The sequence below is a fragment of the Microbacterium sp. genome (genome assembly GCF_031988965.1).
Classification (GTDB): Bacteria; Actinomycetota; Actinomycetes; order Actinomycetales; family Microbacteriaceae; genus Microbacterium.
The window spans coordinates 1-3479 of record NZ_DALZXX010000214.1; the positions used below are offsets into that span (position 1 = coordinate 1).

Annotated in this window: 6 protein-coding genes and 1 pseudogene; 2 read left to right on the top strand and 5 right to left on the bottom strand. The window is 69.8% G+C overall.

Annotated elements, in window-relative coordinates; genetic code table 11:
- From RTM68_RS17705 to RTM68_RS17715, 3 genes and pseudogenes are all read right to left on the bottom strand, one after another.
- Positions 1–403 (bottom strand): annotated as a pseudogene (locus RTM68_RS17705) (hypothetical protein); the annotation flags it as partial.
- Positions 404–562: 159 nt separating this feature from the next.
- Entirely contained in the window at positions 563–1045 is a 483-nt protein-coding gene (locus RTM68_RS17710) for a hypothetical protein (protein ID WP_312173499.1), read from the bottom strand.
- The gene (locus tag RTM68_RS17715; RefSeq protein WP_312173501.1) at positions 1042–1668 is read right to left on the bottom strand and encodes a sigma-70 family RNA polymerase sigma factor; all 627 of its coding nucleotides are present in this window, start codon (positions 1666–1668) and stop codon (positions 1042–1044) included. The genes RTM68_RS17710 and RTM68_RS17715 overlap by 4 nt, the downstream gene beginning before the upstream one ends.
- A gap of 107 nt (positions 1669–1775) precedes the next feature.
- Here RTM68_RS17715 and RTM68_RS17720 point away from each other — a divergent pair, with 107 nt between their 5' ends.
- A complete protein-coding gene (locus RTM68_RS17720; protein WP_312173504.1) occupies positions 1776–1994 on the top strand; it encodes an SCO4848 family membrane protein in 219 nt (72 codons plus the stop codon).
- 23 nt (positions 1995–2017) lie between these two features.
- Here the strand turns inward: RTM68_RS17720 and RTM68_RS17725 are convergent, their stop codons facing one another.
- Positions 2018–2575: a hypothetical protein gene (locus RTM68_RS17725; RefSeq protein WP_312173506.1), complete on the bottom strand. Its 558-nt coding sequence runs from the start codon at positions 2573–2575 to the stop codon at positions 2018–2020.
- Here RTM68_RS17725 and RTM68_RS17730 point away from each other — a divergent pair.
- The gene (locus RTM68_RS17730) at positions 2574–2699 is read left to right on the top strand and encodes a hypothetical protein (protein WP_312173507.1); all 126 of its coding nucleotides are present in this window, start codon (positions 2574–2576) and stop codon (positions 2697–2699) included. The two genes, RTM68_RS17725 and RTM68_RS17730, sit on opposite strands and share 2 nt — an antisense overlap.
- A gap of 3 nt (positions 2700–2702) precedes the next feature.
- Here the strand turns inward: RTM68_RS17730 and RTM68_RS17735 are convergent, their stop codons facing one another.
- On the bottom strand, positions 2703–3161 hold the full coding sequence (locus RTM68_RS17735; RefSeq protein WP_312173508.1) for a GyrI-like domain-containing protein: 459 nt from the start codon (positions 3159–3161) through the stop codon (positions 2703–2705).
- Positions 3162–3479 lie beyond the last annotated feature (318 nt).

Sequence of the window (3479 nt, forward strand, 5' to 3'; positions counted from 1 at the left end):
TCCGCGGCATCGGGGTTCCCGTGCTGCGTCGGGCGCGCTGCAGCACGCGCCAGGCATCCGGGGGCACGGGCGACTCGCCGCGCGTCGGCTCGTCGGGTGTCGTCAGATGGGCGCGGAGGAATCCGGGCACTCCGGGCACCAGCGGGTCGGCCGCGCGCACAGCCGCGGGCGACTCGATGTCGAGATTCCAGCCGAACGAGCCGGCGGCCTCGCGGATCTCGCGGTCGTACGCCTCCTGGCCGTTGTCGACCTGGTCCTGAGTGATCAGCAGACGCTCCTGCAGATACGCGGTCGGGAACGCGCGAACGCCGTCGACCGGCTCGACGGACGGATCCAGCGCCGTACCGCGGCGGATCGACCCTTCTGCGCGGTCCTGCCAGCTCCATCCCTTGGGCTGCTCCATCGTCGGTCCTCTCCTCGCGGGCGGACCCGCGTCCTGTGCGGGCGGACCCCTGAGGTGCGGGAGCGGCCCTGCGGTGTGTGCGGGGGGATCCCGCGATGTGCGGGGGGATCCCGCGATGTGCGGGATCAGCCCCGCGGTGTGCGGGCCGGCCCGCGTGGATCACAACTCGAACTGCGGAGTCGACAGCGTGCGCTGCTCGTCGCCGATCGTCATGGTGAGGCGCACGAGTGTGAGCCCGTCGGGCACGTCATCGAACACGAAGCGACCCGTGTTGCTCGCGGTCGTCGTGCGGACGCTCTCGCCTTGAGCGAGCTCGATCACGCCGGCGGCCGTGTCGACCCAGCCGTCGATACGATGCGCGCCGCTTGCCGTGCCGGTGACGTGCAGGAGGATGCTCGTGGTGCCGTCGCTGAACTGCAGGGTCAGCGCGTCGGCGTCGCCGCGCACCGCCCCCAGAGGTTCATCGATCAGGGTGAGCAGCGCGTACTCCTCCGACAGGCCCTCGGCCGCGACGGCCGCGATCATCCGATCGATCAGCGCAGCCGGCATCGGGTCGACGTCGCGCCAGAGCGATCTCAGGTGCGCGAACAGCTCAGCATCCTCGTGGGTGTCGCCGCCGTTGTCGCCGTCGTTCTCACTCATGAGCCGCCCTCCGTCCGCGGTGTCGGGGCGTCGAGCAGGTCACGCAGCTTGGCGAGGCAGCGCTTGCGCGTCGGTCCGATGCTGCCGACCGGCATCGCGAGGTCGGCGGCGAGACGGGCGTAGTCCGGGCGCTCCTCGAAGGCGATCACGCGCAGCAGGCGCTGGCATCGCTCGGCGAGATGCTGCACGGCAGACCAGAGACGACGGTTCTCGTCTCCCGTCGCGGCGTGGTCCTCGGCCGACTGCTGCTCCGGCAGCAGGGCGTCGAGAGCATCCGTCTCCGTCGTGTCGACGCGGTTGTGGGCTTTGCCCGCCCGCCAGGCCTCGCGTCGCGCGGTCGTCGTGAGCCAGGCCGACACGGCCTTCGGGTCGGCGATAGACCGGTGCCCGCGCACCAGTTGCAGCCACGTCGTCTGGATGACGTCTTCGGCCAACGTGCGCTCGAGCCCGTAGGCGCGCACGACATGCCAGAGGACAGGCGTCATCAGCCGCACGAGGTCGTCCATCGCGCGGCTGTCGCCGTCCCGCCATGCGTCGAAGAGGTCGGCGGCGCGCTTCCAGCGTGCCGTTCCGTCGTCCGGTGCAGGATCGAGGGCGGCGCCGTCGGGTGCGCCGTCGATCATGAGTCCCATTGTGATCACACAGGTAAGGAGCTCGGCAAGAGCCCGGTGATACATGGACTGGGTATGTTTTTCGAAATATCGCTTGCCTGACGGGCTAGCGTGGGGAGGTGATCGCCCTCGCCGTCGTGCTGTTCCTCAACGCCGCCTTCAACATCGTGGTCTGGCCCCGCTTCTACAAGCGGGTCGCCACCGATCCGCGGGCGCGGGATGCCGACGGCAAGGCGACGATGTTCCTCAAGGTGCATGCCGTGCTGATCGCGATCGCCCTGGTGTTGGCCGTCGTCTCGGTGCTCGTCGGTGTCGCGGCGCTCGCCGGCGTGCTCTGAGCGTTGCTCGCGTCGACGACGAGCTACCCCTGTCCTGGCGCTCCGTAGGTTCCGCCGTCGGGAAGCGGCGGGCAGGTCGCGGTTTCGGTCTGCGCGGCGACTTCGGCCCGGACCGCGACGCCGTCGTCCACTTTCGCCAGTGAGTACACGATTCCTTCTTGCGCGTCGGGGGCGGGGATGAACCCGATGGATGCCGAGTCGACCGGTCCCCACTCGTCGCTGGGCGGACGGAGAGTGGCCGTCGTGAGATCTGCGGAGGGATTCTCGATCAACCAGTTGGTCGCATCGACCACAGTCGTGTCGGGGATCACCCAGTACCCTTCCAGCTCCTCGTACGGACCGCACGGCCACCCGGTGTACGAGTTGAAGCCGCCCGACGAGGTCTCCGTGCGAACGGCACCCGGCGGGAGGGTGGCGGCGTCGAGCCACGCCTGAGCCTGGGCCAGCGCTGCCGCATCGCCCGTGGGGGGTGCAACGGGTTCGCTCGATTCGACAGGAGCCGACGTCTCTGTGCTGCTCCCGCTGCCCGCGGCGACATCTGCCCTCGTCGCGCAGCCGCTCAGAGCAACGGTGATGATCATGACGGCGCTGGGGACCACGAGAGAGCGATGCTGCATAGCAGAACAGTACTCGGCCGCGATCGCCCGGGTGCTCGCGCTGGTCTCGGTGCTCGTCGGAGTCGCGGCGCTCGCCGGTGCGCCCTGACCATCAATCGCCGGCGATGGGCTGCTGCAGCTCGGTGATCCAATCGGCCTGGTCTTCGGACTCGGACTGCAGGTAGACCTCGCGGCACGCTCCCCGGGCTTCCGCGCCCCGGGCGGTGATCGCCTCGTTGAGGGCGCGCCAGCTGTCGTCGATCGTCGCCATGGTCCCGTGGTGGGTCGCGGCGAAAGCCGCGTCGACGGCTGGAAGCTCGACGATGACGACATCGTCGACCGCAGGGCCGTCGTAGGTGAACCCGACCGTGATGCGCACGCCGTGCCTGTCCATGTCGTACTCGGCGATCGGCAGTCCGGGGGTCGCTCCGGATGCCAGAAGCGCGCCTTCCACGCGGTCGAACAGCGGTCCCACCACGGCGGCGACCTCGGGCTGTGTGCCGACGGTCTCGGTCAACGCGGCGAGTCGCACGAAGGGAAGCGGCTTCTCGGTGATCTGCATGTCGGACATCGTCGTCTCCTCAGGTCGGGGCTGGTGGCGCCGAGCCTACGCGGGGACACCGACATCGGTCCACGAGCAGCCGCCAGGTCGACATCACCGCGCGTGCTGTCGTCGTCCACGCGTGTCAGCCTGGGGAGCACTCTCCGATATCGGCATAGGAGGTTGCCCGTCGTGTCAGGCCTTCTCGTACTGCTTCGCGTGCTCGGCCCAGCGCGACTCGACGGGCAGGGCGCGGAGCGCGCGGTTGCCCAGGGCGAGCGCGACGGCGACCCCGCAGAGCGCCGCGCACACGAGGATCGTGGCCTCGCGGCCGATCCAGGTGAGCCC